Consider the following 25680-nt stretch of genomic DNA (forward strand, 5'->3'; position numbering starts at 1 on the left):
GGTCTGGGCAGGTGATCGCTGACTGAGGTGAAAACATCAAAACTCCTTAAAAAAGGACGGGGAAATTTAAGCGGGCCGCCGCAAAAAAAAGATCAGGACGGCTTAAAATAATGGCGGAAATCGACTGCGTTGAAAAAACCAGCCTGGCCGATGCGGTAAAGCGGCTTGATGCGGCCGTTGGACATTTGGAAACAGCTGTTCAACGACGCATGGATGCCGACAGATCCCTCAATTCGCTTCAGGACGATCTGCAGAGGCTGGGTGAAGACAGGTCCCAGCTGGCCGCGTCGCTGGACGAGAGTGAAGCAAGGGCCTCGCGGCTCGAGGAAGCCAACAAGGATGTGTCCAGACGGCTTGTATCCGCCATGGAAACAATCCGCAGCGTGCTGGATGCGCACGGGGGCTGACCCACGGGAGACCGACAACGAATGGCGCAGATAACGGTCACGATCAACGGCAAGTCGTTCCGGATGGCTTGCGACGACGGCGAGGAAGACCGGCTGATGGGACTGGCCGCCCGCTTCGATGGCTGGATCAATGAACTCAAGGGCGCCTTCGGAGAAATCGGCGATCAGCGGCTGACGGTGATGGCGGGCATCATGGCAACGGATCAGTTGTCCGAGCTCGAACGCAAACTGGCAGACCTTGAAACACAGCTTGCCGAAGCGCGGCAGCAGCAGGTCGCCGCGCTCGACAACATGAGCCAGAACGAAGAAGAGCTTTCCCGCGCGGTCAATACCGCCGCCGCACGCATCGAAAGCCTTGCTGAAGGCCTGACCAACAGTCTGCGGCCGCAGGAACCTTCCTGATGCGGACAGTGTTCGCGGCAAAGTCACATTCCTCTTACTGAAGTTGAAGCTGCACTGGTAATTGCACCGGAGCGGGGCTATATGCGGTAACTGCGGCTGCCCGATACGTCAGGAAATTTTCCCCGGGGCCTTACGCATTCCCTCGGGAGCTGTCCCTGCTCCGGGCCGTGGTCCGTTGCACACGGCGCCCACCTACATTGTAGGTTTCCCGGGATCGCACTTCCAACGGTCGGACGGCTGCGCTCAATCCAATTTGACTCCAGACTCTTTTGAATACCGGGATCCCGTAAGGCGCATGAACGACGTTTCAATTCCCGAAGCCGCAAAGGCGGGCCTCAGAAAAGAGGTTCTGTCCCGGCGAAAAAACATGGATGCGCTGGAGCGGATCGAAAAAAGCCTTCAATTGGTCGATCACGGCCATGCCCTCCCGTTGCCTGCAGGCGCCGTCGTTGCCGGTTTCTGGCCCATACGCGACGAAATAGACCCCAGGCCCCTGTTGGATCTGCTGCGCCAGAAGGGCCACAAGCTGAGCTTGCCGGTGATGAGTGGACCTGGCCTGATATTCAGACACCTGGAACGGGAGACGGAGCTGGTCGAAGCCGGCTTCGGGTGCCGCGAGCCGAGCGAGGCGGCGGAAGAAGTGAGGCCGGACGTTCTGCTGATGCCGCTGGCCGGGTTCGATGGCCATGGAAACCGCATCGGCTACGGCAGGGCGTTTTATGACACGGCCATTGCTGCGCTTGAGAAATCCGGTCCCGTGCTGTGCATCGGCGTCGCGTTTTCGATTCAGGAGGTTGACCGCGTGCCCGCGGAAGCGCATGACAAGCCTTTGAACGGAATTCTGACCGAGCGGGGCTACCGGCCGTTCGGCTGATCTGGCGAGGTTTTATGCGTATTTTGTTTCTTGGCGATTTGGTCGGCCGGACCGGCCGTGCCGCGGCCATCGATTGCCTGCCCGGTCTGGTCGAAGACAATCAGCTCGATTTCGTGATCGTCAACGGTGAAAACGCGGCTGCGGGGTTCGGCATCACCGAAGCGATCCTGAGGGATGTTCTCGATGCGGGTGCCGATGTCGTCACCACCGGCAATCACGTCTGGGACCAGCGCGATACGCTCGTCTATATCGAGCGCCACGACAGGTTGCTGCGACCGGTCAATTACCCCAACGGCACACCCGGACGGGGCGCGCATCTTTTCACTGCGCGCAACGGGGCCCAGGTGATGGTTGCGAACGTCATGGGGCGGGTCTTCATGGATGCTATGGACGACCCTTTCGCCGCGATTGACAGGGTGGTGAACGACTGTCCGCTTGGCGATGTCGCCGATGCGATCATTATTGACATGCATGCCGAGGCGACCAGCGAAAAACAGGCCATGGGGCATTTTCTGGATGGCCGTGTCAGCCTCGTTGTCGGCACTCATACCCACGTTCCGACGGCCGATCACCAGATCCTGGAACACGGCACCGCCTATATGTCTGATGCGGGCATGTGCGGGTCCTATGACAGTGTGCTGGGAATGGAAAAGGAAGAGCCGGTCAACCGGTTCCAGCGCAAGATCCCGGGCTCGCGTTTCGCGCCCGCGTCAGGGGTTGCCACGGTTTGCGGCGTGGCGATCGAGACCGATGAACGGACCGGGCTCGCGGAACGGATTGCGCCGGTGCGCATCGGCGGTCTTCTGGAGCCGGTGCTGCCAGATTTCTGGACGGGCGCAAGCTGAACGATCCGGTTAGCGCGTGGGTGCTGGATTTTCAGCGCCAATTTGCCTATAAGCGGCGCAGTTTTCGTCAAGATCAGATCCAAAGAGCCGGGAAGAGCCATGGCAGGCCATTCAAAATTCAAGAACATCATGCACCGCAAGGGCCGCCAGGACGCGGCACGGTCCAAGATGTTCTCCAAGCTTTCCAAGGAAATCACAGTCGCCGCGAAAATGGGCGATCCGGACCCGGATTCGAATCCGCGCCTGCGCCTGGCCGTACAGAACGCCAAGGCACAGTCCATGCCCAAGGACAACATTCAGCGGGCGATCAACAAGTCCCAGTCCGGCGACGGAGACAGTTACGAAGAGATCCGCTACGAGGGCTACGGGCCTGCGGGCGTTGCCGTTGTCGTGGAAGCGCTGACCGACAATCGCAACCGTTCTGCTTCGAATATCCGGTCCTATTTCACCAAGTGCGGCGGTTCGCTCGGCGAAACCGGTTCCGTTTCCTTCATGTTCGACCGCGTAGGCGAGGTCATCTACAAGCCCGAGGCGGGAGAGGCTGAAGCCGTGCTTGAAGCCGCCATCGAGGCCGGTGCGGAAGATGTCCAGTCCGACGAAGGCGGTCACACGATCTATGCCGCTTTTGAAGATCTTAACGATGTCGCCAAGGCGCTTGAAGAAGCACTCGGTGAAGCTGACTCCACGAAGATCATCTGGAAGCCGCAGAACCTGACACCGGTCGATGCGGACAAGGCACAGACCCTGATGAAGCTGATCGACATGCTCGAAGACGATGACGACGTGCAGAACGTCTATTCGAATTTCGATGTCGACGAGGAAACCATGGCAGCGCTTGCCTCCTGAGGGCGGTTGTTTCCGGTTTGAAAGCCCCGGCTCCGCCGGGGTTTTTTTGTGACCATGCGCGGCACTTTCGGCTGCGTGCTGCCAACAGCAAGGAAGAACTCTTAAGGTAAGTCCATGTACGACATCTACGATCTGACAATGGCCGACCCGAAATCGCTTCAGGAGCGCGCGCTGAAACTGTCGGAAGAGGCGGGAGAACTGGCGCAAGCGGTCCTGTCGGTGACCAAGGCACCTGGAAGTGCCTACAAGAAGCATTCGCTTGCCGATGTGCGCGAGGAAGCCGTTGATGCCGCGATCGTTTCGCTGAGCCTTCTGGCGCACGCTTCCGCCAGCCGGGAGGAGTTCGAAGCCGAACTCGACAGGCTCATGATGCTCAAATGCGCGAAATGGAGCAAAAAGGTCGAGAGCCAGAAGGCGTCATCGTAACAGGCTGTCGAGGGCCGGCATGCTGGTCAATGCGGCCAGCGCGATCAGGACATAGGCAGCCTTTCTATAGAAACCCGGTCTTGCCTTGCCGAAGCCCCTGGCCCCGAGGAAGATCGCCAATCCATAGACCGGAACGGCGATGACAAGCAGACGCGCCACGTCGGCCGTGAAAAAGCCGTGCAGCGCATAGGCGGCGATTGTTCCGATGCTCGCAAGGGCGAAGAAGACGATCAGGTTGGCCCTGACAACCTGCGGATCGCTCGAACTCGACAGCCACATGGCGACAACAGGCGGCGCGGAAACCTGAGAGATGCCCCCCAAAACGCCTGATACGCCGCCCGTTGCAAACGACACCGCCGGATGAGGCGGATGCTGATACCGCCAGCCGGACATGAGCAACGCGAGAAGGCACACCACGATCGCGAAGATGGTCCAGCGCAAGACCAGAACATTCGCGGTCGCGAGCAGCCATGCACCGAGATGAACGAAAAGGATCGCACCAAGAACGGCGGGCAGAACTGTCTGCCAGATGCAGTTCTTAACCGCACGAACCAGCAGCGGCAGCGTGACGATACTGTCGATGAACAGAAAGGTTGCTGCGGCAACGGACGGTGGTATGACGCTGGTCGCGAGCGGGATGAATATCATGCCGGCACCGAACCCGGTAAAACCGCGCACGCAACCGGCCACAAACAGCACCAGCGCAAGGAACAGAAGCAGATCTGGGGGAAACGCGTCGAACAGTGCGGACATCAAGGCTCACAGGGGATCGGAATCAACGTGATGACCACACCATCATTGATCGCTTTTCACACGATTGCGACCAATTCCGGAGAAAGTCTGCCGATCGGTCGCGGCCCGGCCGGTTTTGGACAGTCTTTCAGATCGTCCCGCCCGCTTTCGCTGGCGTCGGTGCTCAAGTTTTGTTACCGCTTTGTTCCATGACACATGCGATTCGATTGCTCGGCATTGATCCGGGATTGCGGCGCACCGGCTGGGGCATGATCGAAACATCCGGAAACCGGTTGTCTTTCATAGCGTCCGGAACGGTTACGTCCGACAACAGGAAAAGTCTGGCAGAGCGCCTCGTTGAACTGCATGACGGACTGTCGTGCATTGTCAGCCAGCACGATCCGATGGAAGCGGCCGTGGAACATACATTCGTCAACAAGGATGCAGGGGCGACGCTGAAACTCGGGCAGGCGCGCGGCATCGCGCTGCTCGTGCCTTCACTCGCAGGCCTGCCGGTCGCCGAATATGCACCGAACCTTGTCAAGAAAACCGTCGTCGGCACGGGCCACGCGGAAAAGGAACAGATCCGTGCCATGGTGAAGATCCTCATGCCCAAGGCAACCTTCAATTCCGACGATGCCGCCGATGCGCTGGCCATTGCCATTTGCCATGCACAGCATCGCGGCAGTGGTTCGGCGCGCCTGATGGCACAGGGGGCAGCATGATCGGCAAACTGAAGGGCACGATTGACAGCTACGGCGAAGACCACGTCATTCTCGATGTTCATGGCGTCGGCTACCAGGTCCATTGCCCTTCGCGCATCCTGCAGGGGCTGCCGAGGCCGGGTGAAGCAGCCGTGCTGTTCATCGAGACGATCGTGCGCGAAGACATGATCCGCCTCTTCGGTTTCGGTCACGAGGCGGAGCGGGAATGGTTCCGTATCCTGATGACCGTGCAGGGCGTTGGCGCGAAGGTCGCGCTCGGTATCCTGGGTATCCTAAAGGCAAGTGAAGTGGCCAACGCAATCGCGCTTGGCGACAAGGCGACCATTTCACGGGCGCCAGGTGTCGGCAAACGTGTTGCCGAACGTATCTTGAGTGAACTCAAGGACAAGGCGCCCGCACTTGCGAGCGTCGACCAGGGCACGATCGCGGTCTCGCAGAGCGTTTCAGACAACGTCGCTGCCCGTCCGGTGGCCGAAGCCGTGTCGGCGCTGGTCAACCTTGGCTACGCTCAGGCGCAGGCGAGTGCCGCTGTTGCCAAGGCCATGCAATCTGCAGGGGAGGAGGCCCCGACGGAAACGCTGATCCGCCTCGGCTTGAAGGAGCTTGCCGGATGATCGCTCTTGCCTATGCCGTGATTGCGGTTGTCTTCGTCGTTCTCGGCATCGGCGGGATCATGTATCTCGACCACAAGTTTTCCCAGACGGTCGGGGACCGGCAATTTGCGATCAAGGGGCGGCGCATCGAAACAGACGATCCCTTTGTGCGCAGCCAGTTCCGGAAATTCTACGCACTCAGGGTCGCTTGGTCGATCCTGCTCATCGTGCTCCTGTTTGTTGTGGTTAGCCATGTCGGATGAAACCCGGATCGTCACGCCCGAAATTCGCGGCGACGAAATTGACAGCACCATGCGTCCGCAGGTGCTTGATGATTTTGTCGGGCAGGCGCAGGCGCGCGCAAATCTCAAGGTGTTCATCGGGGCGGCCAAGGCGCGGGGCGAGGCGCTCGACCATGTGCTGTTTGTCGGTCCTCCCGGTCTTGGCAAAACGACGCTCGCCCAGATCATGGCGCGGGAACTCGGCGTCAATTTCCGGGCGACATCCGGTCCCGTCATTGCCAAGGCCGGGGACCTGGCCGCATTGCTGACCAACCTGGAAGAACGGGACGTGCTCTTCATCGATGAAATCCATCGCCTCAACCCGGCGGTCGAGGAGGTTCTCTATCCGGCGATGGAGGATTACCAGCTCGATCTGATTATCGGCGAGGGGCCGGCGGCGCGCTCGGTCAAGATTGATCTCGCCAAGTTCACCCTGGTCGCGGCGACCACACGTCTCGGACTGCTCACCACGCCGTTGCGCGACCGCTTCGGGATACCGGTTCGTCTCCAGTTCTACACCGTCGAGGAACTGGAACACATCGTCAAGCGGGGGGCTTCGATCCTGGGTATCGGCATTGCCGAGGACGGCGCGCGCGAGATCGCGAAGCGCTCGCGCGGGACACCGCGCATTGCGGGGCGGCTGCTGCGCAGGGTGCGGGATTTCGCCGTCGTGGAGGGCATCGAGCGCGTCGACATGGCGCTTGCGGACCGGGCGCTTCTGCAGCTCGAAGTCGACAGCGCCGGCCTGGACGGGCTGGACCGCAGATACCTCAAACAAATCGCCGTCAATTTTGGCGGAGGCCCGGTCGGGATCGAAACAATCGCGGCCGCGCTCTCAGAACCGCGGGACGCGATCGAGGAAATCGTTGAACCCTATCTCATTCAGAACGGGTTCCTTCAACGCTCTCCAAGGGGGCGTCTGCTGACGCCTATGGCGTTTGCGCATCTCGGTCTTGCCGCACCGGAGAGATCCGAGGTTTCTCAGTTCGGTCTCTTCACTGATCCGGAGTGACCGGTCCACCTAAACCAATCGCCTTATCCTGCCGTTAGGTCACTCGGATAAGTAGTATGGTTAAGCATTTGTTGGCGAATTTATTCTAATTATCCTCGTAATTATTCGGGGGACACGATGCGCAAACGCCTTTCATCAAAACTGGCTCTCATGTTCTTGGCCGGTGCGCTCACCATGTGTGTGGCGATCGTAACGGTGACATCCACCTTGTCGCGGGATGTCGCGAACGGGCAGGCAGACAACAGCCTGCAGAGTGCGACCAAGGCCAAACAGAAAGTTCTCGAACTGGCGCTCGACCAGATTCTCTACAGTGCCAAGTTCTTTGTCTCGCTTGAAGAGGCCAAGGACAGCCTCATGAAGACAATGGTCGGCTGGAAGAACCTGAAAGAGGGGCAGAAAGAGACGCTCCGCAAGATCTTCGTGGCAGACAATCCGCATCCTCCCCACGAACGCCACCTTCTGACCGAACCGGCGGAGTCCAATTACTATGTGAACAACCACAAGGTTGTTCACCCGGTGTACCAGGACGTCATCTCCCAGGGTCTGTTTTCCGATGCGGCGCTCGCCAACCCGGACGGCTTTATCACCTACACCTACAAGAAGGGTCCCGAGTTCGCCTTCCATGTCGATGATGCAGACATAAAGGACAGCCCGGTCCAACTGGCAATGGGCAGCCTTTACGCGGCGGCCAAGGCGGAGACCCTCGCAGCCGGGCAAATCTATTCTTCGGGCTTTGTTGCCGGTGCCGACGGGTCGGTATCACTCGTCCTTGCCGCGCCGGTCTTTTATCTCGACCGTTTCTTCGGCGCTGTCGCGTTCACTGCCGACATGCAAAAGCTGGCCGCGCTCCTGAACGAACCGACCGGTATCGGCGAGAGCGAACAGATTTTCCTGGTCGATGCCTTCGGCAAACTGGTCAAGCTCGATGGCGCAGGAAACGCTGCCATTGTTCACAATATGGGGGATATTTCTTCGGGCGATCGCCTGATCAGTCTGGATGGCAGCGATTACCGCTTCGCCGAAGCCGCCAACACCTTTGAAAACACGCCTTACGGCGTTGTCCAGGCGGTCAAGCAAACGGAGCTTTCGGCCGCGGCAGACCGGATCACCTTTGGTGCCGTGATCTCCGGCTTCCTGTGCCTTGTGCCGATCGTCGGCCTGATCTGGTGGGTCACGAGGCGGATGTTCGCACCGCTTGAGAACCTTGCGGTGGCAGCGAGCAAGATTGCCGACGGCGATCTTGAGGTCGCTGTCGAGGCGACGGAACGGCAGGACGAGATCGGCCGGATGGCACGCTGTATCGATGTCTTCAAGGACAATTCCCTCGAACGGGAGCGTCTTGCGGCCGAGCGCAAGGTGGGTCATATCGCCCGGGAGAAGCGCGAGAATCTGATCGATTCCCTGATCGCGGATTTCCGCGCCGAATCGCAGTCCGTGCTGGAACTGGTGGAAACCAACATCGCGCGTGTCGAGGACGTGTCTTCCGCACTCAATGAACGTTCCGCCTCAGCGTCCGAGCAGGGGGAGACGGCCGTCACAACGTCGGAAAACGCGTCTTCGAACGTTCAGGCGGTTGCCTCGGCAACAGAAGAACTGAACGCCTCCATTTCGGAGATCTCACGGCAAGTCGAGACCACGGCGTCGATCGTCGAGCAGACGACAATGGCGGCGCAAAGCTCGAACTCCAAGATTTCCGGTCTCGCGGAAGCTGCCAACAAGATCGGCGACGTGCTTTCGCTCATCTCCGAAATTGCGGAACAGACCAACCTGCTTGCGCTGAATGCGACCATCGAGGCGGCGCGGGCGGGCGATGCGGGCAAGGGCTTTGCCGTTGTCGCGTCCGAGGTGAAGTCTCTTGCCGGCCAGACGGCCAAGGCGACGGAAGAAATTTCCGCTCAGATCTCCGCGATCCAGGCGTCGACGTCGGAAGCGGTCGAGGAGATTGCCCGTGTCTCGGAATCGGTCGAGGAGGTCAACTCCTACACCACGACGATTTCGGATGCCGTGCAGCAGCAGGGCTCAGCGACGGGCGAGATTTCCCGAAACGTCGCAGAGGCGGCAGACGGAACGCGCAGCGTCGCCACGACCGTTGTCTCCCTCAACCAGGGCGTTGCGGAGAACTCGGCCGCCGTGGGCGATATGCTGCAGGCCACGATCGAAATGAAGCAGCAGGCGGAGCACCTGCGCGCCTCGGTCGAGAAATTCCTTTCCGAGGTTGCAGCGGCATAGAACAGTTCCTAGGTAACGTGAGGCCGCCCGGTTCTCCGACCGGGCGGCCTTTGCCTGTTTGAACAAGAGGACAGCGACGCAATGCAATGGCCGGACTTGTCTGGACGCCTTGAAGACGGCGGTCACGTGCTTCCCGTTCGTGTCTATTACGAAGACACCGATTTCACCGGGATTGTCTATCACGGCGCCTATGTCCGCTTTTTCGAGAGAGCGCGTTCGGATTTCCTGCGCCTCATCGGGATCCATCACAAGGCGCTCGCCGACGGAAAGCACGGTCCCGCGCTTGCCTTTGCCGTCCGCGGAATGACGCTCGACTTTCAAAAACCGGCCCGCATCGACGATATGCTGGAAATCCACACCAGCCTCTCGGAGTACAGAGGGGCGAGAATCAAGCTGGATCAGCTGGCCTATCGGGGTGAGGAACTTCTGGTTTCCGCCGCGGTGACAGTCGCCGTGATCACCGGCGAGGGACGGCCAACCCGCTTGCCCGTGTCGCTGTCGGAAAAACTGGCTGCGCACGCTCCCAGCGATTTTCCCGAAGAATGAATGATTTCGCCGAGAGTTACGGCCTGCCGGTCAAAAGATCTCGGTAAAATGTTGTAAAACAGATCGCCGCGTTAATCTTGCAGTAACCTTAATTGATTCCTTTTAAGAAGGGCGCGCTTTACGCGGCAAAGTCCCAGTTTTGACAAATTCAAACGTCACAGAGGCGGCTGGCGATCGAATGCTGGCGTTTTGAGTCCGGCCTGTTGCGGCAGAGCCCGGAGACCTAGGAAAAGACAACGTCAGACGGCCAAGGGGTCATTGAATTTATGGAAACACTTGTCCAATCGACATTGGCAACGCCGGAAGGCGATCTTTCTTTTTTCTCGCTGTTCTGGCAGGCGCATTTCGTCGTCAAGGTCGTGATGATCGGCCTCCTGGCGGCATCCGTCTGGTGCTGGGCGATCATCGTCGACAAGGTCCTGCTGATGGGCCGCACACGGCGACAAATGACGCGGTTCGAAACAGTGTTCTGGTCGGGCCAGTCCCTTGAAGAGCTCTACGGGACACTTCACAACCGGGTAAACCACTCCATGGCTGCGCTGTTCGTTGCTGCGATGCGCGAGTGGAAACGCAGTCACGAGGGCGCCAAGCCGGCGATCGGGTCCTTGCAGCAGCGCATCGACCGGGTCATGGACGTGACCATCCAGCGCGAGGCGGAGCGGCTGGAGAGCCGTCTGCTGATCCTCGCAACCGTCGGGTCCGCCGCGCCCTTCATCGGCCTGTTCGGAACGGTCTGGGGCATCATGACCGCGTTTCAGGCGATCGCTGCTTCGGATAGCACGAACCTTGCCGTTGTCGCCCCGGGCATCGCCGAAGCGCTGTTTGCAACCGCGCTGGGGCTCCTGGCGGCGATCCCTGCCGTTATTGCCTACAATAAGTTCGCTTCAGATGTCGGCAAGGCCGTCGCCCGCATGGAAGGATTCGCGGACGAGTTCTCCGCAATCCTGTCCAGACAAATCGACGAAAGGGGCTGATGGATGGCCATGCAGGTCGGTAGCGGGCAGGCTGGAGGCGGGCGTCGAGGACGCCGCCGCAGACGAGCGGTTCTGATGACAGAAATCAACGTGACGCCCTTCGTGGACGTCATGCTGGTGCTTCTGATCATTTTCATGGTGGCGGCACCGCTGCTGACGGTCGGCGTGCCGATCGACCTGCCCGAAACGCAGGCCAAGGCACTTGAGGGGGACACGGAACCGATAACCATCTCCGTGAATTCCGCCGGAGAGATTTTCATTCAGGACACACCAATCGTCATCGACGAGGTGGTGCCGAAACTCGAGGCCATCGCGGCCAATGGATACGAGGAGCGTATCTATGTGCGCGGTGACCAGGATGCCGATTACGGAACAGTGATGAAACTCATGGGCCGCATCAATGCGGCCGGTTTCAAACGCTTGGGCCTTGTCACTCTGGAAGAACGGGACTCGTAACGCGTCATGCGCGCAGGTCTCATCGCGTCATTAACCGGTCATACGGTTATTTTGGTCTGGGGCCTGGTGGCCTTGCCGGGCGCGGAGAGCTTTCCGGAACCGGTTGTCGATGCCCTGCCGGTTGAACTCGTGTCGCTCAGCGAACTGACGGAAATCCAGATCGGCGAAACCGACGGCGATATCGAAGCCGCTCCGGCGCCCAAGCCCGTAGAGAATCCGCAGCCCGAGCCACCCGAACCTGCTGAAACCGTTGCGCCTGAGCCTGCGCCAGTCGCGGCCACGCCGCCACCGCCAACACCGGCTCCCGCACCGGCACCGGCACCGGAACCCGTCACCGCGCCCGATCCCGAACCTGAGCCGGCACCGGCTCCTGTTGCAGAACCCGTACCCGAACCCGAGCCCGCGGAAGAGCCGCTGGCACCACCCGAGCCACAGCCGATCGTGACAAGCGCGGTTCCGCGATCCAAACCCGCGCCGCCGACTCGGACCGAAGACAAGCCTGAAGAAATCCAGGTCGCCGACAATCCGGATCTTCTGAACAAGGTCAACCAGGCGCTTGAGAACACCTCCACTTCCCAGGCACCGGCATCGGCGGGGACACGCAACGGCGTTCAGCATTCCGGGCTGTCGGCGAACGAAAAGGACGTGATTGCACAGATGATCCGCGAGAAGTGGAGCCGTCTGCCGGACCAGTATCCGTCGGACCTGAAGGTGATCGTCCGGTTCAAACTGTCGCCGCAAGGAAAGCTGTCCGGTGCGCCGACGGTCGAAAATTCTCATCCCGACCCGCGATTCCAGGCGCTTGCATCGGCGGCGCTCAGAGCGGTCTACAGGGTCGATGCGGAAGGCGGCTTCGAAATTCTTCCGCGCGAAAAATACGACGGACCGAACGGTTGGAACACAATGCAGCCAACATTGTATCCAAATGGCTAGAGTACGGCCTCATTCATGAGATCGTACCATAGGACGCGCATGTGGCACGGAACGCGCTTGATTGGCAGGAGGCCAGGCTTGACTATGAAGACCAACAGCTTTGATCGAATTGGTGCAAGAATGATTGCGGCATCAAGGACCCTCGCCATTGCTCTGGGCATCGTTCTGCTCGCGCTTCAATCGGCCCATGCACTCGTGGAAATCGACATCCGCGGCGGGAACATCGAACCGCTGCCGATCGCGCTTCCCGATTTTTCCGCAGAAGGCGGCGACAGCAAACTGGCGGCCGACATGACCGGCGTGATTGCCGCGGATCTCAAGCGCTCCGGCCTTTTCAACCCGCTGGACCCGGCAAGCTTCATTCAGAAAAACATGAGCGTGAATTCGACACCGCGCTTTGGCGACTGGCGTCAGATCAGCGCACAGGCGCTGGTGACCGGCACCGTGATCAAGCAGCCCGACGGCCGCCTGCGGGCGGAATTCCGCCTGTGGGATGTCTTTGCGCAGGAGCAGATGCTTGGTCAGCAGTTCTACACGACGCCGGAGAACTGGCGGCGTCTGGCACATATCATATCGGACGCCATCTACGAGCGCCTGACCGGTGAAAAGGGCTACTTCGACACGCGTATCGTCTTTGTCGACGAGACCGGAACCAAGGACAAGCGGGTCAAGAGGCTTGCGATCATGGACCAGGACGGCGCCAATGTGCGTTATCTGACACGGGGCGATGATCTCGTGCTGACGCCGCGCTTTTCGCCGACAAGCCAGGAAATCACCTACATGTCCTATGGGGGTGCCGATCCGAGTGTCTATCTGCTCAACATCGAAACCGGGCAAAGGGAAATCGTCGGCAACTTTCCGGGCATGACCTTCGCACCCCGTTTCTCGCCTGACGGCCAGAGCGTTGTGATGAGTCTTCAGCAAGGCGGAAATGCAAACATCTTCATGATGGACCTCAGGTCGCGCAGGACAACCCGCCTGACCAACACCGCCGCCATCGACACGAGTCCGTCCTTTTCACCCGACGGACGCCAGATCGTGTTTGAATCGGACCGTGGCGGGACCCAGCAGCTCTACGTCATGAATGCGGGCGGCGGCGAAGCACGGCGCATTTCCTTTGGGCCGGGGCGCTACTCGACACCGGTCTGGTCGCCTCGCGGAGATTTGATCGCCTTTACCAAGCAGCATCAGGGGCGCTTCATGATCGGCGTGATGAAACCGGACGGCAAGGGTGAGCGGATCCTGACCGAGGGCTATCACAACGAAGGGCCAGCCTGGTCTCCCAATGGCCGGGTTCTGGTGTTTTTCCGCGATACGCCCGGCGCTAACGGCGGGCCGCAGGTCTGGACGGTCGACCTCACGGGATACAACGAGCAGCGCGTGGACACCCCGGCCTTTGCGTCGGATCCGTCCTGGTCGCCGCTGATCAACTGAAATCAAGCCATGACATCCGCGCAGAAAAGCGTGCGTCATGTTCTGTTAACCATGTTTGAAAAGACGCCCTTAACCAGGTTTCGCTAGAAAGCGTTTACCTAAAACCGGATGGAATCGAAGTCGGGTTGGCGGGCTGGGGATGTAGGAGACGGGAATGTTGAATAGAGAATATGCCGGCCAGGGAGCAAGATGGCTTGTCGTCTGCTTTGCGCTCCTGTTTGCGGCAGCATGTACCCAGACAAAGCCGGATGGGCTTTCCAGTAACGTGAAGCCGGGTACGGGCCAGGACTTCGTCGTCAATGTCGGTGACCGGGTTTTCTTTGAAGAAGACCAGTCGGTGCTGAATGCCCAGGGCCAGTCGACCCTTTCGGGCCAGGCCAAGTGGCTCAACAAGTACTCGCAGTACACGATCACGGTCGAAGGGCACGCGGACGAGCGCGGAACCCGCCAGTACAACATCGCCCTGGGTGCGCGCCGCGCACAGGCGGCACGTGATTATCTCGTTGCACAGGGCGTGAGCGCGTCGCGCATCAAGACGATTTCGTACGGCAAGGAACGTCCGGTCGCCGTGTGCAACGACAGCAGCTGCTGGTCGCAGAACCGGCGCGCAGTCACGGTGCTCAACAACGCCACCAACTGATACGCGCACCGCAAAGAGTTATGATGGGGGCCGGCATTCACAGCCGGCCCCTTTGCTTTCCGGTGGGCAAATCGCCGCTTTCTGCGGCTCAGACCGCATATCGTCAAAATTTGGCCGAAGTCCGGGCGCTCTGTCCCTTGAGTGCAGAGCCGGGCATGGCTAAGACTTGGTTGTGCGAGACTGTTGCTTGATCGTGGGATCGAAACCTGCGGCAAAGCCAAGTCTTTATCGATGCATCTGTGACCCGGAGGACCGAATGCAGAAATTCAAGGCACTGGCAGGCATGTTCGTGATGCTTGCCCTGGTTGTCTCGGCGAGCCCGTCTGAAGCCCAGCTGTTCGGACGGAAGAAGGACGATTCCTCGGTAAGGATCGGCCAACTGGAAGAGCGTATCCGCACGCTGACCGGACAAATTGAACAATTGTCCTTCCAGATGCGCGAGATGCAGGACCAGATGCGGCGCATGCAGGAAGACAACGAGTACCGTTTCCAGCAACTGGAAGGGGGGACACCCGGCAAGCGGTCCGAGTTCTCGCCAACGGGTGCGCCTGGCAGCACTGCGCCCGGTCTGGCAGCCGACGGAACACCGCAGACCGGTACACTGGTTGCCCCGAATGGCGGTGTTGCAACGCTGCCCGCCAACGGGTCCGGCGACGGCTCGTGGGATCAGAGCGGAGGTTATCAGGAGGAGCCCGGGCTGCCGACCGACGGACCGATCGATCTGTCCGCGCTCGCCAACGGATTGGAAACGATCCCGGGAACCGGACAAGAGCTCGTTCCCGGTCCCTCGATCGGAACGGAAGACGACTCGATTGCCAGTATTATCGGAAGCGGTGATCCGAATTCCGATTATGACGCAGCCTATTCCATGGCAGTCAATGGTGACTATGTGGGCGCAGAGCGTGGGTTTCGGACTTTTCTCGAGACCTATCCGGACAGCGGCCTTGTCGCGAACGCACAGTACTGGCTTGGCGAAAGTCTCCTCGCGCAGCAGGATTATCGCGGCGCTGCCGATGCCTTCCTCAAGACCTACACGGATTACCCCGGCAATGACAAAAGCCCGGACAGCCTGCTGAAGCTCGGTGTTTCGCTGCGCGGTCTTGGCGAGTCCGATGCAGCCTGCGCGACCTTTTCGGAACTGTTGAACAAGTTTCCCAACGCGGCACCGGCTGTTCTGTCTCAGGCACGGGATGAACGCGTCCGTGCACAATGTTCCTGACATCGGCAGTGACGGCGGCGGTCTTTCCGCTGACGAGGTCGATGCGCTTTTTTCAAGACTGAATTCGTTTTCAAATCTCTCGCTGGCTGTCTCCGGCGGATCGGATTCCCTTTGTCTGCTGGTTCTCTTCAGCGAGTGGCGTCAGCGCAGTTGCTGGGACGGCAGCGTGGAAGTTCTCGTGGTCGATCACGGTCTGCGTCCTGAAAGTGCAGCGGAAGCCAGGTTTGTCTGCGGCATGGCCCATGAGCATGGCCTCGCCGCAAGGGCGCTGTCCTGGGAGGGAAACAAGCCGGACAGCAACATACAAGACGAAGCGCGGCGCGCGCGCTACAGGCTCATGGCGGAGCGGATCGCCGAAACCGGCGCACAGGCACTTGTTCTTGCGCATCACTTGGACGATCAGGCCGAAACCTTCCTGGATCGGCTGACACGCGGCAGCGGCGTGAGCGGACTGAGCGCCATGTCGGCCGACGAAACCCGCGGACCCGAGGGACTGCGTTTGCAGCGGCCGTTTCTCGGCGTGCGCAAGAACCGGCTTGAAGCCAGTTTACGTGAACGCGGCCTCCGCTGGTACCAGGACCCATCCAACGACGACGCCAAATACAAGAGAAGCAGACTGCGGCGGATCATGGGTCTGCTTGCGGAAGAAGGCCTGACGGCAGAGCGTCTTTCGGAAACGGCACGCCGGATGCGCCGGTCCCGTGAGGCGCTTGATGCCGTGGTGCACGACATTTCCGCCAGAGTCCTGGAAAATCATCCTGCGGGCCCGTCGCGCATGAACCGCGGCTCCTACCGGGAAGTACCGGAAGATCTGCGCCTGCGGCTGCTCAACCACATGGTTCAGGCCGTGACCGGCCGCCGGCCGGAGCCACGCCTCAAGCAGATCGAAGCCCTTGACGCTCTCTTTTGTTCGCCTTTGCCGGGTCGTCAGACGCTGTGCGGTGCGGTGTTTGAGGCAGGCGGCACGTTTGTGTGGTGCTGGCGCGAATCCGGGCGGTTCCCGCCGGAAACGCTGTCGGACGTCGACGGTACCGGGGTGTGGGATCATCGATATCGCTACAACGCGCCTGATCCCTGTCTCTTGGATGTGCGCGGCAAGGGATTGCGGCTCGGACCGCTGATGCATGCGCCGGTGACGTCAAAAGACATTATCTGGCCACAGGGATGGCCTAAACCCGCCTTCGAGTGTTCGCCCGCCGTATGGAATGCGCAAGGACAGGTCCTGGCACACCCGGTCTGCCTAAAAACGGCTACTGGCGAAAATAACCATAGCTGCAGCTTGGATTTGGAGCGTGTCCCGATCCGGGGTAAATTATTGGACGGCAGGGACGATGAAGGGGACGTTTGAAGGGATTCTGCGGTTTTCCTCTTCGCGAACTTCTGATAGAGGTCCGAGCTTAACAAATTAGTCAGCGCATATGCGCATTATGGCGCACCGCCTTGGCAGCGGGCCTTGGGCGACCTATCTTCGCTCTAAGAGAAATGTAACCGCGTGCAGTAAGTCGCGTTGGGCGGTTAAGGGAACGAAATGAACGCACATTTTCGCAACTTTGCTCTTTGGGTCATCATTGCCCTTTTGTTGATCGCATTGTTCCAGCTGTTTCAAAGCCCTGCGCAGCAGGGTGCAACGAACGACATCGCTTATTCCGACTTCATGAGGCAGGTCGATAACGGCGAAGTCAGGTCGGTGACGATCCAGGAACAGAAAATCACCGGACTGTATAACAGCGGTGGTGCGTTCCAGACCTATGCGCCTGACGGCGCGCAGTACGTGGACGAGCTGCGCGGCAAAGGCGTTCTGATCAAGGCCAACCCGCCTTCAGAGAATTCACCGCTTCTCAGCGCCCTGTTCTCGTGGCTACCAATGCTGATCATCCTCGGCATCTGGATTTTTGTCATGCGCCAGATGCAGGGCTCCGGCGGCAAGGCGATGGGTTTCGGCAAATCCAAGGCCAAGCTCCTGACCGAAGCGCACGGGCGTGTCACTTTCGAAGACGTTGCGGGCATTGACGAGGCCAAGGAAGACCTGCAGGAGATCGTCGAGTTTCTGCGCGACCCGCAGAAATTTCAGCGCCTTGGCGGCCGTATCCCGCGTGGTGTGCTGCTTGTCGGTCCTCCGGGAACCGGTAAGACCCTGACCGCGCGTGCCGTGGCAGGTGAGGCAAACGTTCCGTTCTTCACGATCTCGGGTTCTGACTTCGTCGAAATGTTCGTCGGTGTCGGTGCATCGCGTGTGCGCGACATGTTCGAGCAGGCGAAGAAAAACGCGCCATGCATCATCTTCATCGACGAAATTGATGCGGTCGGACGCCATCGTGGCGCCGGACTTGGCGGCGGCAACGATGAGCGCGAACAGACGCTCAACCAGTTGCTGGTCGAAATGGACGGCTTCGAGCCGAACGAAGGCATCATCATCATCGCGGCGACCAACCGTCCGGACGTTCTCGACCCGGCCCTGCTGCGCCCGGGCCGCTTCGACCGTCAGATTGTCGTTCCGAACCCGGATATCACGGGCCGCGAGAAGATCCTCAAGGTCCACATGCGCAAGGTTCCGCTTGCACCCGATGTTGACGTCAGGACGCTTGCGCGCGGTACGCCCGGCTTCTCAGGCGCGGATCTCATGAACCTGGTGAACGAGGCCGCACTTCTGGCCGCCCGCCGCTCCAAACGCCTTGTGACCATGGCGGAGTTCGAAGATGCCAAGGACAAGGTAATGATGGGTGCCGAACGCCGCACGCTCGTCATGACGGAGGAAGAGAAGAAGCTGACAGCCTACCACGAGGCAGGCCATGCTCTGGTCGCGCTGCACCAGGAAGCATCGGACCCGATCCACAAGGCGACCATTATTCCGCGCGGACGTGCGCTCGGCATGGTGATGCGGTTGCCTGAAAAGGATCAGGTTTCTCTGACACGTGCGAAGTGCAAGGCCGATCTTGCCGTGGCAATGGGCGGACGCGTCGCTGAAGAAATGATCTTCGGCTACGAAAAGGTTACATCCGGCGCCTCGGGCGATATCCAGATGGCGACCAAGCTCGCCCGCGCCATGGCTACCCAGTTCGGGATGTCGGACAAGCTCGGGCCGCTGCTCTACGGCGAAAACCAGGAAGAAGTCTTCCTCGGACATTCCGTCGCCAAGAACCAGAACGTGTCCGACGAGACCCAGAAGATCGTTGACGCGGAGATCAAGTCCTTCGTCAACCAGGGCTATGAAACCGCGAACAAGATCCTGCGGGATCATGAAGACCAGCTTCACACGATCGCCAAGGGCCTCCTGGAATATGAGACGCTGTCCGGCGATGAGATCAAGGATCTTCTCGACGGAAAGCCGCCGGTCCGCGACACGGATGACGACCAACCGATCGGCCGCTCCTCGGCGGTTCCGACCGCTGGGGCGAAGCGCGGCGGCGACGAACCGAGCGGCGGCATGGAGCCTCAGCCTTCCTGAGGACGTTCGGCTTCACAAGCATTGTCTGAGACTGCCCGGCTCTGCCGGGCAGTTTTGTTTCGGGAACGCTTGTGGATCGTCAGTGAATAGTAATAATTGCTCACATATTTTGAAGAACGCCCCGGTATAATTGCGATACAAGGGCGCAGACGACGATTTCAGATAGGCATGATAGATGCGCAAGTTTTTCGGTACCGACGGCATTCGCGGACAAGCCAACTCCTACCCCATGACCGCCGAAATGGCTCTCAAGGTCGGCATGGCCGCAGGACTTGTGTTCAAGAACGGACGCCACCGGCACCGGGTTGTCATCGGCAAGGATACCCGCCTGTCCGGATATATGCTCGAAACCGCCCTGGTTGCCGGTTTCACATCGGTTGGCATGGATGTCTTCCTGCTGGGCCCGATGCCGACGCCAGCCGTTGCAATGCTGACCCGGTCGCTCCGCACCGACCTCGGAGTGATGATCTCCGCGTCGCACAATGCTTACCATGACAACGGGATCAAGTTTTTCGGTCCGGACGGCTTCAAGCTGAGTGACGCGATAGAACGGAAGATCGAAGACCTCATCGAAGGCGATCTCACGTCGGTCCTCGCCGGTCCGGGTGAACTCGGGCGGGCAAGACGGATCGACGGCGCGCAGCAGCGCTATATCGAATTTGCCAAGAGAACCCTGCCTCGGGAAATGAGTCTTGAGGGTCTTCGGGTCGTGATCGACTGTGCCAACGGGGCAGCTTACAAGGTGGCGCCTGAAGCCTTGTGGGAACTTGGTGCCGATGTCATTTCCATGGGCGTGACACCGGATGGGTTCAACATCAACAAGGAGTGCGGCTCCACGTCCACCGACGCGCTTTCAAAGAAGGTTCACGAGGTGCGTGCCGATATCGGCATTGCGCTCGACGGTGACGCGGACCGTGTCATCATCGTTGATGAAAACGGTCAGGAAGTGGATGGCGATCAGCTTATGGCGGTCGTTGCGCAATCCTGGCAGGCCAATGAGCGGCTGTCCGGTTCGGGAATCGTCGCCACGGTGATGTCCAATCTCGGACTGGAACGGTACCTGGGAAGCATTGGCCTTGACCTTGCGCGCACCAGGGTCGGTGACAGATACGTTGTCGAACACATGCGTGCCAACGGCTTCAACGTCGGCGGCGAACAGTCTGGTCACATTGTCCTTTCGGATTTCGCAACCACGGGCGACGGCCTGATTGCTGCGCTTCAGGTGCTGGCCTGCGTCAAGGATCAGGACAAACCCGTCTCCCAGGTATGCCGCCGTTTCGAACCTGTTCCGCAGATCCTCAAAAACGTCCGCTACAGCAGCGGCAAGCCTCTGGAGCAGGAACGTGTCCGTACGGCCATTGAGGATGGCGAAGCACGGCTCGGCACCTCGGGCCGTCTCGTGATCCGTGCCTCGGGAACGGAACCTCTTATCCGTGTCATGGCGGAAGGGGACGACGCTGAGCTTGTGAAACAGGTCGTAAATGACATTGCGGGCGTTGTCGCGACCGTCGCTGCCTGAAGATAAAACTCCAGTCTTTTCAAGTTGATCCACGATTGCGATCCCGAACTTCGCAGCGTGCAATCGTGTTGTCTTTTGGCGTTAAGACTTTGTTAAGGTAAAAAAACACGGTTAAAGAACAGAGTTAAGCCACCCTTAATGAATTCACGTCAGTATGCTTTCAAGTTTGATGTGTCCGGCAATCATAAAGCGGACGCTCACTGGAAGAGGACGAGGACATGAAATCATTTTTCAAACGGTTGTCTTTGACCGGCTTTGCAGTCGCGCTTTCCACAACGGGCTTTGCCGCGGATCTGCCGACCCCGGTCATCGAGCATATCCCGGAAGTGCCTGCTGTCGGTGGCTGGTACCTGCGCGGCGATATCGGCTACAAATTCTACAATTCTCCGAATGGCAGCTTCAACGACCCTGTCATTGGCGACCTGCGCTTCCAGCGCGAGTCGATGGACGATGCCTGGATGATCGGCGCCGGTGTCGGTTACAAGTGGAACCGGTATCTGCGGACAGACCTGACCATCGACTACGAGACACCGGCAAGCGTCAAAGGCTATGCCGTCTGCGGCACCTGTACAGGCGGTTTCTCGGAAGAATTCACCGATATCGATGTCTGGACGTTCATGGTCAACGGTTATGTCGACCTGGGAACGTGGAACAGGATCACGCCATATGTTGGCGCGGGTATCGGTGCGGCATACGTGCGGACAGACAGCACCTATTCCATCAACCCGGGCGGAACCGGCCGGTCGAACTATGACGGTCAGAACAGCGAGTGGAACTTTGCATGGGCGCTGATGGCCGGCGCGTCCTACGCGATCACCGACAACTGGGCCATCGATGCCGGCTACCAGTATCGCGACCTTGGCGATGCCAAAACTGTCGTGTTGCATGATGCCGGGACAGGCGAGACCCGGATTGAATGGGATGACCTCACCGCTCACGAACTCCGCCTCGGTGTGCGCTATACCTTCAACTCGACGCATGCAGCGGCACCGGTCTATTACGACAAGGCTCCGATCAGCAGCAACTTCTGATCAGGGTTGCATCGAACTTCCAATGGCCGGTCTCAATGACCGGCCATTTTGCGTTTTACCGGGAAGTGAATTGACCCGGACGCCTTAACGTTCTATTCCCGCAGGTGGGACACCCCTCCCCAACGAGGGGCAACTATCTGCGAGGGTAGACAGATATGACTGAGCTTGCCGCAAAGCCGGACGTGCGTCCGGCCAATCCCCATTTTTCATCCGGACCCTGCTCCAAACGACCCGGCTGGTCGCTGGAGGGTCTTGCTGATGCGCCACTGGGCCGTTCGCACCGTGCGAAGCCCGGCAAGGCAAAACTGGCCGAGGCGATCGACCTCACCAGGAAGGTGCTCGAGGTTCCAGAAGACTACAGGATCGGCATCGTGCCTGCATCCGACACGGGCGCGGTCGAAATGGCGCTCTGGTCGATGCTCGGCGCGCGAGGCGTCGAGATGCTGGCCTGGGAAAGCTTCGGCAAGGGCTGGGTCACGGATGTGGTGAAACAGCTGAGACTTGAAGACGCAAGGGTTCTGGAGGCTGCCTATGGCGAACTGCCCGACCTTGCGACCGTCGACTTCTCCAAGGATGTCGTGTTCACCTGGAACGGGACGACCTCGGGCGTTCGCGTTCCGAGCGGCGACTGGATCCCTGCCGACAGGCAAGGCCTGACAATATGTGATGCCACCTCCGCCGCCTTCGCCCAGGATCTGCCCTTCGACAAGCTCGATGTGGTGACCTTCTCCTGGCAGAAGGTACTCGGCGGGGAAGCGGCGCATGGCGTGCTGATCCTGAGCCCGAAGGCCGTGGAACGTCTTGAAACCTACACGCCTGCCTGGCCGTTGCCGAAAATCTTCCGCCTGACAAAAGGCGGAAAGCTGATCGAGGGCGTATTCAGGGGCGAGACGATCAACACGCCGTCCATGCTCTGCGTCGAGGATTACATCGATGCATTGAACTGGGCCGGACGGATCGGTGGCCTCGCCGGCTTGAAAGCACGCGCGGACGCCAATCTTCGGGTTATCGCCGACTGGGTGGAAACGTCCGGCTGGGCCGACTTCCTGGCTTCCGATCCGGCCACACTTTCGAACACCTCGGTCTGTCTGAAGATAACCGATCCCGACATCCTTGCCCTTGACGATGCCGGGCAAGCCGCGTTTGCAAAGGCGGTTGCGGCCTGTCTCGACCGGGAAGGAGTCGCGTTTGATATCGGTGCGTATCGCGATGCCCCGTCGGGCCTCAGGATCTGGGCTGGCGCGACGATCGAAGCCACTGATCTGAAAGCGCTGACTGCATGGCTCGACTGGGCCCATGCCAGCGAAAAAGCGAACCTGTCACAGGCCGCCTGAACACGTCTCCGTACATGACACCCACCTCCGGGCGGCAAGCTGCCCGGCCGTTACTTGCATTCAAGGAGACGTCAACATGGCTCCCAAGGTACTTATTTCAGACAAGCTCTCGCCCGCTGCCGTACAGATCTTCAAGGATCGCGGCCTGGATGTCGATTTCCTGCCGGACGTTGGTAAGGACAAGGAAAAGCTGCTCGAGATCATCGGACAGTATGACGGACTGGCGATCCGCTCCGCGACCAAGGTGACCGAAAAGATCATCGCAGCTGCGGACAACCTCAAGGTCATCGGCCGCGCCGGTATCGGCGTCGACAATGTCGACATACCCAAGGCAACGGCGCGCGGCATTATCGTGATGAACACGCCGTTCGGCAACGCGATCACGACGGCCGAACATGCGATCTCGATGATGATGGCCGTGGCCCGCCAGATCCCTGCAGCCGATGCATCCACACAGGCTGGAAAGTGGGAAAAGTCGCGCTTCATGGGGCGCGAACTAACGGGCAAGACGCTTGGTCTCGTCGGCTGTGGCAATATCGGTTCGATCGTTGCGGACCGGGCGATCGGCCTGAGAATGAAGGTCGTGGCCTACGATCCGTTCCTGACGCCGGAACGGGCCGTTTCTCTCGGAGTGGAAAAAGTGGAGCTGGATGATCTCTTCGCCCGTTCCGACTTCATCACGCTGCATACGCCGCTCACCGACAAGACGCGGAACATCATCGATGCCGGTGCGATTTCGAAGATGCGCACCGGAGCCTACCTGATCAACTGCGCCCGCGGCGGTCTGGCGGATGAAACGGCTGTCAGACAGGCACTGGACGAAGGTAAGCTGGCCGGCGCCGCTTTCGATGTTTTCGTGGATGAGCCCGCGCGCGAAAACATCCTGTTCGGGGCGCCGAATTTCGTTTCGACCCCGCATCTTGGCGCGTCCACGTCAGAAGCACAGGAAAACGTGGCGCTGCAGGTTGCCGAGCAGATGTGCGACTACCTGGTGGACGGGGCCGTGCGCAACGCGCTCAACATGCCCTCGATCAGCGCAGAGGAAGCACCCAAGCTTGCGCCTTTCGTGCGCCTTGCCGAACAGCTCGGTTCCTTTGCAGGGCAGTTGACCGAAACCGGTATCGAAGGCGTCAAGATCGAGTACGCAGGGGCGGTTGGCGAGATGAATGTCCAGGCGCTGACGGCTGCGGCAATCACCGGTCTTCTGACACCGCTGCTACAGACGGTGAACATGGTCTCGGCTCCGATCCTGGCAAAGGACCGCGGCATCAAGGTTGAAGAGATCCGCAGGGACAAGCAGGGCGCCTACGAGACCTATATCCGCCTGACGGTCATCACCGAACGGCAGGAACGCTCGGTGGCCGGAACCGTTTTCGCAGACGGAAAACCGCGCATTATCCAGGTGAAAGGCATCAACATGGAAGCTGAACTCGGCGAACACATGCTTTACATCACCAATGAGGACAAGCCGGGCTTCATCGGCCAACTCGGCATGGAACTCGGAAACAGCGGCGTCAACATCGCCACCTTCAATCTCGGCAGACAGGCCCCGGGCGCTGACGCCATCTGCCTTGTGGAAGTGGATGGAAAGGTTGACGCCGGGGTGATGAAACGCCTGGAGGCGGTCTCCCACGTCAAGCAGGTGAAAGATCTCAGGTTCTAAGCACTGACTGCGTTTACACGCTGCAGACGATGACAAGGCCCGGGTCCGGGCCTTGTCGCTTCTGGTTTTGCGGTGCGTGTTGCCGGCCAGTGACGGACGGCACGCGTGGAGGACACTCTAGGTCCGCTCTCCCTTGGCGGATGCCGGGTTCGTTCGCCGGAAAACTCTTCCGTCCAGTGCGACGAGGCCAATCAGAAGGACCGCGAAGCCGGCCAGTTGCAGCGCGCTGAGGTTTTCCCCCAGGATCAGCCATCCGAACAGGAGGGCACTGGCCGGCACGATCAGGGTGACCAGCGAGGCGTTGGTAGCGCCGGCATCCGCCAAAAGCTGGAAATAGATCAGGTAGGCGAGAGCCGTTGCGATGATGCCGAGAGCTGCGACATTCGCCCAGGCGGTCATGCTTGTTCCGGAAACACTCCAGCCGGTTCCAGAGTAAAGCGCGATTGGCAACATGATCAGGCTTGATCCGAGCAACTGTCCGGTTGCCGAAACCTGGGGGCGGACGCCTTTGAAGCGGCGTGCGTATGTGGCTGCGCAGGCGTAGGACACGGCAGCGCCGAGACAGCTGAGCTGTGCCCAGACAGGATCGTTCGCAACACCGGACAGGCTGCTGGACAACATGATCGCGACGCCTGCGACACCGAGAAGAACACCGGCGATCTTGTTCATCTGCAGGCTTTCCTGCCCGGTGAGGAGCCCGGCGACGATCACCGTGAAGATGGGGGTGGTTGCGTTCAGGATCGAGGCAAGCCCTGCGCCGATTTCCGTCTGTCCCAGAAATAGAAGCGAAAAGGGCACGGCATTGTTGAGGAGGCCCATGACAAGGAAGGGCAGGGCAAGTCCCGGTTTCAACTGGCCGAGCAGCTTCTGATGCCAGAGGACGATGAGCAGCACGGCACACGCGCTGGAAACGCGCAGGAAAACAAGAACAAATGGCGGAATTTCAGCGACGGCAACTTTCGCGAAGAGGAAAGATCCGCCCCAGATGGCGCCCAGCACTGCCAGCATGATCCAGTTTCGAAGTGACATTGATCTATCGTTCCCTCTTGCATTGCAGACCGGTTATCACGGCGGTGCGCCGACAAACACCCGAAAAACGAGCGGTTCGCAGCTG

The 25680-nt window shown here is 59.8% G+C and carries 26 protein-coding genes and 1 other RNA gene; 25 read left to right on the plus strand and 2 right to left on the minus strand.

Going from position 1 to position 25680, the window contains the following annotated elements:
- The first annotated feature begins 110 nt into the window (after positions 1-110).
- From RDA78_RS11635 to RDA78_RS11665, 7 genes are all read left to right on the plus strand, one after another.
- Complete coding sequence (locus RDA78_RS11635; protein WP_306144243.1) at positions 111-407, plus strand: DUF4164 domain-containing protein; 297 nt, start codon at positions 111-113, stop codon at positions 405-407.
- A gap of 21 nt (positions 408-428) precedes the next feature.
- Positions 429-809, plus strand: a complete 381-nt coding sequence (locus RDA78_RS11640) for a cell division protein ZapA (RefSeq protein WP_434055469.1) — start codon at positions 429-431, stop codon at positions 807-809.
- 90 nt (positions 810-899) lie between these two features.
- A non-coding RNA gene (gene ssrS, locus RDA78_RS11645) (6S RNA) lies at positions 900-1053 on the plus strand.
- Between the two features lie 51 nt (positions 1054-1104).
- The gene (locus RDA78_RS11650; protein ID WP_434055470.1) at positions 1105-1683 is read left to right on the plus strand and encodes a 5-formyltetrahydrofolate cyclo-ligase; all 579 of its coding nucleotides are present in this window, start codon (positions 1105-1107) and stop codon (positions 1681-1683) included.
- A 14-nt stretch (positions 1684-1697) separates the two neighbouring features.
- Positions 1698-2528 carry a TIGR00282 family metallophosphoesterase gene (locus RDA78_RS11655; protein ID WP_434055471.1) on the plus strand — a complete coding sequence of 277 codons (831 nt, stop codon included), beginning with the start codon at positions 1698-1700 and terminating at the stop codon, positions 2526-2528.
- A gap of 99 nt (positions 2529-2627) precedes the next feature.
- Entirely contained in the window at positions 2628-3374 is a 747-nt protein-coding gene (locus RDA78_RS11660) for a YebC/PmpR family DNA-binding transcriptional regulator (RefSeq protein WP_434055472.1), read from the plus strand.
- 114 nt (positions 3375-3488) lie between these two features.
- Positions 3489-3800 carry a MazG-like family protein gene (locus tag RDA78_RS11665; protein ID WP_434055473.1) on the plus strand — a complete coding sequence of 104 codons (312 nt, stop codon included), beginning with the start codon at positions 3489-3491 and terminating at the stop codon, positions 3798-3800.
- Here RDA78_RS11665 and RDA78_RS11670 read toward each other — a convergent pair.
- Entirely contained in the window at positions 3792-4553 is a 762-nt protein-coding gene (locus tag RDA78_RS11670) for a sulfite exporter TauE/SafE family protein (RefSeq protein ID WP_434055474.1), read from the minus strand. The genes RDA78_RS11665 and RDA78_RS11670 overlap by 9 nt on opposite strands.
- A gap of 188 nt (positions 4554-4741) precedes the next feature.
- Between RDA78_RS11670 and ruvC the strand changes: the two genes are divergently transcribed.
- From ruvC to serA, 18 genes are all read left to right on the plus strand, one after another.
- Positions 4742-5257, plus strand: coding sequence for a crossover junction endodeoxyribonuclease RuvC (gene ruvC, locus RDA78_RS11675; protein WP_434055475.1), 516 nt, complete (start codon positions 4742-4744; stop codon positions 5255-5257).
- Positions 5254-5871, plus strand: a complete 618-nt coding sequence (gene ruvA, locus RDA78_RS11680) for a Holliday junction branch migration protein RuvA (protein ID WP_434055476.1) — start codon at positions 5254-5256, stop codon at positions 5869-5871. Before ruvC ends, ruvA begins: the two co-directional genes overlap by 4 nt.
- Positions 5868-6113, plus strand: a complete 246-nt coding sequence (locus RDA78_RS11685) for an endonuclease (protein ID WP_434055477.1) — start codon at positions 5868-5870, stop codon at positions 6111-6113. The genes ruvA and RDA78_RS11685 overlap by 4 nt, the downstream gene beginning before the upstream one ends.
- A complete protein-coding gene (ruvB, locus tag RDA78_RS11690; protein WP_434055478.1) occupies positions 6103-7143 on the plus strand; it encodes a Holliday junction branch migration DNA helicase RuvB in 1041 nt (346 codons plus the stop codon). The genes RDA78_RS11685 and ruvB overlap by 11 nt, the downstream gene beginning before the upstream one ends.
- A 117-nt stretch (positions 7144-7260) precedes the next feature.
- Positions 7261-9372 carry a methyl-accepting chemotaxis protein gene (locus tag RDA78_RS11695; RefSeq protein ID WP_434055479.1) on the plus strand — a complete coding sequence of 704 codons (2112 nt, stop codon included), beginning with the start codon at positions 7261-7263 and terminating at the stop codon, positions 9370-9372.
- A gap of 81 nt (positions 9373-9453) precedes the next feature.
- A complete protein-coding gene (ybgC, locus tag RDA78_RS11700; RefSeq protein ID WP_434055480.1) occupies positions 9454-9918 on the plus strand; it encodes a tol-pal system-associated acyl-CoA thioesterase in 465 nt (154 codons plus the stop codon).
- 266 nt (positions 9919-10184) lie between these two features.
- Positions 10185-10892 carry a protein TolQ gene (gene tolQ, locus RDA78_RS11705; RefSeq protein WP_434055481.1) on the plus strand — a complete coding sequence of 236 codons (708 nt, stop codon included), beginning with the start codon at positions 10185-10187 and terminating at the stop codon, positions 10890-10892.
- 3 nt (positions 10893-10895) lie between these two features.
- Complete coding sequence (gene tolR / locus RDA78_RS11710; RefSeq protein ID WP_434055482.1) at positions 10896-11348, plus strand: protein TolR; 453 nt, start codon at positions 10896-10898, stop codon at positions 11346-11348.
- Positions 11349-11354: 6 nt separating this feature from the next.
- The gene (locus tag RDA78_RS11715; RefSeq protein ID WP_434055483.1) at positions 11355-12281 is read left to right on the plus strand and encodes a cell envelope biogenesis protein TolA; all 927 of its coding nucleotides are present in this window, start codon (positions 11355-11357) and stop codon (positions 12279-12281) included.
- Positions 12282-12401: 120 nt separating this feature from the next.
- A complete protein-coding gene (gene tolB / locus RDA78_RS11720) occupies positions 12402-13715 on the plus strand; it encodes a Tol-Pal system beta propeller repeat protein TolB (RefSeq protein ID WP_434056139.1) in 1314 nt (437 codons plus the stop codon).
- 154 nt (positions 13716-13869) lie between these two features.
- Positions 13870-14355 carry a peptidoglycan-associated lipoprotein Pal gene (pal, locus tag RDA78_RS11725; protein ID WP_434055484.1) on the plus strand — a complete coding sequence of 162 codons (486 nt, stop codon included), beginning with the start codon at positions 13870-13872 and terminating at the stop codon, positions 14353-14355.
- Between the two features lie 256 nt (positions 14356-14611).
- Positions 14612-15574, plus strand: coding sequence for a tol-pal system protein YbgF (ybgF, locus tag RDA78_RS11730; protein ID WP_434055485.1), 963 nt, complete (start codon positions 14612-14614; stop codon positions 15572-15574).
- On the plus strand, positions 15558-16922 hold the full coding sequence (gene tilS, locus RDA78_RS11735; protein ID WP_434055486.1) for a tRNA lysidine(34) synthetase TilS: 1365 nt from the start codon (positions 15558-15560) through the stop codon (positions 16920-16922). The genes ybgF and tilS overlap by 17 nt, the downstream gene beginning before the upstream one ends.
- 180 nt (positions 16923-17102) lie before the next feature.
- Positions 17103-19019, plus strand: a complete 1917-nt coding sequence (ftsH, locus tag RDA78_RS11740) for an ATP-dependent zinc metalloprotease FtsH (protein WP_434055487.1) — start codon at positions 17103-17105, stop codon at positions 19017-19019.
- A gap of 175 nt (positions 19020-19194) precedes the next feature.
- The gene (gene glmM, locus RDA78_RS11745) at positions 19195-20538 is read left to right on the plus strand and encodes a phosphoglucosamine mutase (RefSeq protein ID WP_434055488.1); all 1344 of its coding nucleotides are present in this window, start codon (positions 19195-19197) and stop codon (positions 20536-20538) included.
- A 218-nt stretch (positions 20539-20756) separates the two neighbouring features.
- On the plus strand, positions 20757-21569 hold the full coding sequence (locus tag RDA78_RS11750) for an outer membrane protein (RefSeq protein ID WP_434055489.1): 813 nt from the start codon (positions 20757-20759) through the stop codon (positions 21567-21569).
- A 155-nt stretch (positions 21570-21724) separates the two neighbouring features.
- Positions 21725-22903, plus strand: a complete 1179-nt coding sequence (locus RDA78_RS11755) for a phosphoserine transaminase (protein WP_434055490.1) — start codon at positions 21725-21727, stop codon at positions 22901-22903.
- A gap of 76 nt (positions 22904-22979) precedes the next feature.
- Positions 22980-24566, plus strand: coding sequence for a phosphoglycerate dehydrogenase (gene serA / locus RDA78_RS11760; protein WP_434055491.1), 1587 nt, complete (start codon positions 22980-22982; stop codon positions 24564-24566).
- Between the two features lie 117 nt (positions 24567-24683).
- On the opposite strand, the gene RDA78_RS11765 is transcribed toward serA, so the two are convergent.
- Positions 24684-25595, minus strand: a complete 912-nt coding sequence (locus RDA78_RS11765) for a DMT family transporter (RefSeq protein WP_434055492.1) — start codon at positions 25593-25595, stop codon at positions 24684-24686.
- Positions 25596-25680 lie beyond the last annotated feature (85 nt).

Source organism: Roseibium sp. (assembly GCF_051016195.1).
GTDB lineage: Bacteria > Pseudomonadota > Alphaproteobacteria > Rhizobiales > Stappiaceae > Roseibium.

Coding starts and splice junctions, on each gene's coding strand:
- RDA78_RS11660 (WP_434055472.1), top strand. CDS start 2,628: ATGGCAGGCCATTCAAAATTCAAGAACATCATGCACCGCAAGGGCCGC.
- serA (WP_434055491.1), top strand. CDS start 22,980: ATGGCTCCCAAGGTACTTATTTCAGACAAGCTCTCGCCCGCTGCCGTA.
- tolQ (WP_434055481.1), top strand. CDS start 10,185: ATGGAAACACTTGTCCAATCGACATTGGCAACGCCGGAAGGCGATCTT.
- RDA78_RS11665 (WP_434055473.1), top strand. CDS start 3,489: ATGTACGACATCTACGATCTGACAATGGCCGACCCGAAATCGCTTCAG.
- pal (WP_434055484.1), top strand. CDS start 13,870: ATGTTGAATAGAGAATATGCCGGCCAGGGAGCAAGATGGCTTGTCGTC.
- RDA78_RS11750 (WP_434055489.1), top strand. CDS start 20,757: ATGAAATCATTTTTCAAACGGTTGTCTTTGACCGGCTTTGCAGTCGCG.
- ybgC (WP_434055480.1), top strand. CDS start 9,454: ATGCAATGGCCGGACTTGTCTGGACGCCTTGAAGACGGCGGTCACGTG.
- ftsH (WP_434055487.1), top strand. CDS start 17,103: ATGAACGCACATTTTCGCAACTTTGCTCTTTGGGTCATCATTGCCCTT.
- RDA78_RS11685 (WP_434055477.1), top strand. CDS start 5,868: ATGATCGCTCTTGCCTATGCCGTGATTGCGGTTGTCTTCGTCGTTCTC.
- RDA78_RS11715 (WP_434055483.1), top strand. CDS start 11,355: ATGCGCGCAGGTCTCATCGCGTCATTAACCGGTCATACGGTTATTTTG.
- RDA78_RS11650 (WP_434055470.1), top strand. CDS start 1,105: ATGAACGACGTTTCAATTCCCGAAGCCGCAAAGGCGGGCCTCAGAAAA.
- RDA78_RS11640 (WP_434055469.1), top strand. CDS start 429: ATGGCGCAGATAACGGTCACGATCAACGGCAAGTCGTTCCGGATGGCT.
- ruvB (WP_434055478.1), top strand. CDS start 6,103: ATGTCGGATGAAACCCGGATCGTCACGCCCGAAATTCGCGGCGACGAA.
- ruvA (WP_434055476.1), top strand. CDS start 5,254: ATGATCGGCAAACTGAAGGGCACGATTGACAGCTACGGCGAAGACCAC.
- ybgF (WP_434055485.1), top strand. CDS start 14,612: ATGCAGAAATTCAAGGCACTGGCAGGCATGTTCGTGATGCTTGCCCTG.
- ruvC (WP_434055475.1), top strand. CDS start 4,742: ATGACACATGCGATTCGATTGCTCGGCATTGATCCGGGATTGCGGCGC.
- RDA78_RS11755 (WP_434055490.1), top strand. CDS start 21,725: ATGACTGAGCTTGCCGCAAAGCCGGACGTGCGTCCGGCCAATCCCCAT.
- RDA78_RS11695 (WP_434055479.1), top strand. CDS start 7,261: ATGCGCAAACGCCTTTCATCAAAACTGGCTCTCATGTTCTTGGCCGGT.
- tolR (WP_434055482.1), top strand. CDS start 10,896: ATGGCCATGCAGGTCGGTAGCGGGCAGGCTGGAGGCGGGCGTCGAGGA.
- RDA78_RS11635 (WP_306144243.1), top strand. CDS start 111: ATGGCGGAAATCGACTGCGTTGAAAAAACCAGCCTGGCCGATGCGGTA.
- RDA78_RS11670 (WP_434055474.1), bottom strand. CDS start 4,553: ATGTCCGCACTGTTCGACGCGTTTCCCCCAGATCTGCTTCTGTTCCTT.
- tolB (WP_434056139.1), top strand. CDS start 12,402: ATGATTGCGGCATCAAGGACCCTCGCCATTGCTCTGGGCATCGTTCTG.
- RDA78_RS11765 (WP_434055492.1), bottom strand. CDS start 25,595: ATGTCACTTCGAAACTGGATCATGCTGGCAGTGCTGGGCGCCATCTGG.
- glmM (WP_434055488.1), top strand. CDS start 19,195: ATGCGCAAGTTTTTCGGTACCGACGGCATTCGCGGACAAGCCAACTCC.
- RDA78_RS11655 (WP_434055471.1), top strand. CDS start 1,698: ATGCGTATTTTGTTTCTTGGCGATTTGGTCGGCCGGACCGGCCGTGCC.